Annotated in this window: 1 protein-coding gene and 2 pseudogenes; all 3 read left to right on the plus strand. The window is 60.1% G+C overall.

Translation table 11 applies throughout. The features are described 5' to 3' along the window. Positions 1-175 (plus strand): annotated as a pseudogene (locus ABSG20_RS34180) (S-(hydroxymethyl)glutathione synthase); the annotation flags it as partial. A gap of 295 nt (positions 176-470) precedes the next feature. Then, positions 471-1196 carry a haloacid dehalogenase type II gene (locus tag ABSG20_RS34185; protein ID WP_423868850.1) on the plus strand — a complete coding sequence of 242 codons (726 nt, stop codon included), beginning with the start codon at positions 471-473 and terminating at the stop codon, positions 1194-1196. A gap of 123 nt (positions 1197-1319) precedes the next feature. Beyond that, a pseudogene (locus ABSG20_RS34190) lies at positions 1320-2185 on the plus strand (LysR family transcriptional regulator). Positions 2186-2652: the final 467 nt, after the last annotated feature.

Raw genomic sequence — 2652 nt, forward strand, 5'->3', positions numbered from 1 at the left:
GCCGGGATTTGCGGCGTTTGTGTCCTCGGTGATCGAATCCGGCGTCGACGCCGCCGAGATGGCCGCGATCAGGGCTCGCCTCAAGGAGTTGGGGCTCGAGCCCTATGACTGCCTGTCGCCGGCGCTGATGGATGCGATCGCCAGCCATGTGGCGAAATCCAAAAAGGCGGCCTGACCGCGCGCCGCCTGAACCAATCGCTCACGGCAGCTCTCGCTGGTGGTCATTACCACCGGCGAGTTGCCGTCCGCGCGCCGGAAGGTCAAGAAGAATCCGGTGTCGTCCAAAGCAAGAACATGGCAGGCTGCGTGCGTGCGTGCGTGCGCGCGCTCGCTGGTCACGAGGACGTGTCAGAGGCTAGCCCCCTTCCACGGAAGCGGCTTCCTCGTGATGAGGCCCAGCTACTTCACTTTCCAGCCCGCATATTTGCCGTCTGCCTGGCGCAGGTGGCTATAAACGGGGAGAAATCGACATGTTGCTTACGGATTTCGATGCACTCACCTTCGATTGCTACGGCACCCTGATCGATTGGGAGAGCGGGATGGTCGAGGCCCTGAGGGGCCTCACCGGTCGGGTGCAGCGGCCGCTTGACCGCGACCAGATTCTCGAGGCGCATGCGCGCCACGAGTCGAGCCAGCAGCATTACACGCCGGCGAAGCGGTATCGGGACTTGTTGCCGATCGTCTACAAGCGCCTCGCCGAGGAGTGGGGTGTCCACGCGACTCACGAGGATTGCGTCGAATACGGCCGATCGGTCGGGAACTGGCCGGCATTCGAGGATTCTCCGGCAGCGCTGCAGTACCTGAAGAAGTATTTCAAACTCATCATCCTTTCCAACGTGGACAACGAAAGCTTCGAGGCGAGCAATCGCAGACTGCAGGTGGAGTTCGATGCGATCTACACCGCGGAAGACATCGGATCGTACAAGCCGTCAGCCCGCAATTTCGACTACATGATCGAGAAGCTGGAAGGAATTGGCGTGAACAAGGAGAAGATCCTGCATACCGCCGAAAGCATCTTCCACGATCACAAGCCGGCAAGCGCTCACGGGCTGAAGTCCTGTTGGATCTACCGGCGACACGCCCAAAAGGGTTTTGGCGCCACCCTGAATCCGGGCGAGATGCCGCACCTCGACTTCAAATTCAACAGCATGCACGAATTGGCGACGGCGCATCAGGAACAGTTGCGGGTGACGTGATCAGCCTACGCCTGATCGATGGACCGATGCGGTCGTGCTCGATCCCGCCCACGCTGAAGTGCTCCATGTGCTGATTGAGTTAGCATCCCATCCGGACATCGCTGTCGCGGAAAGCGGAACACAATGCTCGATCTTGAGGATATTCAGACCTTTGTTGAGGTCGCCGACGCGGGAGGCGTATCGCCGGCAGCCCGCCGGCTCGGCCTGTCAAAGTCGATCGTGAGCCGCAGGCTATTCCGCCTCGAGAGCGAACTAGGTATTCAACTCCTTGCGCGCACCACTCGCGGCGCCGCGCTGACGGAATCGGGCGTCGCCTTCCGCGAGCATGCCGCCAGGATCTGTGCAGAGTTCGAGATCGCCCGTGAAACGATCCTGCCGGCTGGTGACCTACGGGGGCGTTTGCGTATAGCGGCCCCGCTCTCATTCGGCCCAACACACCTCGCTCCAGTCCTCGCCGAACTCGCCAAGAGGCATCCACTCCTTGGGGTCCACACATCCTACAGCGATCGTTTCATCGACATAATCGCTGAAGGATTCGACGCTGCCGTGCGCATCGGATACCTCGCCGATTCAAATTTGATCGCCCGCCGCGTGGGCCCCGTATTCGGCAAGCTCGTCGCCAGTCCCGACTACATCAGGGCGAACGGCGCGCCCGAAACACCCGACGAGCTCCTCTCCCACGAGGCACTCATGCTTGGAACAGAGACCTGGCATTTTGTCGATGGCGGCAAGACAATCGGCGTCAATCCGCGTGGGCGCTTCAAAGCCGACAACGGTACAGCGCTTGCCGCGGCGGCTGTCGCCGGGCTCGGCATCGCGCAGCTGCCTGACTTCCTTACCGATCATTACGTCGCCTCCGGCGCGCTCGTCCCTGTGATGACCCGGTTCCCGCTTACCGAGGGGGGATCTTCGTTGTGCGGCCGCCGGGCGCGCATCCGGCGCGAAAGGTTCGGGTTCTTACCGAATTGCTGGTCGAGCATTTTGGCTAGCCTGGATTTCCACGGAAAGGAATTCGGCTAACGCCGGCAAGGGCTAAGTGATTCATTCGACTCAGGATTTTGAGTCCATTTGTTATCATATATGGTGCACTGATGGGTTAGGTTGCGCGATGTAACTTGCATGATCTCCACAACACGTGATCCAGCACGCCGTCGCGACCAACAGTGAACTAAACGGCATACTATAAGGATTTTTGTGCGTGCGCAAGATCTGTGCGGCAATCGTTGCTTGACGCCAGATCTTGTATGTGACACCGCGCACAGGTGCCGATCAGCGTACCATATGACATAACTAATTGCCGGCGTTTTTCGCCGAACCGGCGACCCCTCGCCAGCGCCAGTATGATGCCTTGCAGGCCTTCTACCTGGAAGGCCTGACGTCAGCGGAAGCGGCGCCACGTTTCGGCTACTCGCCGCGGAATGTTAGGCGAATTCCGGTCCGTGGAAATCCAGGCTAG

The organism is Bradyrhizobium sp., from assembly GCF_049512235.1.
GTDB lineage: Bacteria > Pseudomonadota > Alphaproteobacteria > Rhizobiales > Xanthobacteraceae > Bradyrhizobium.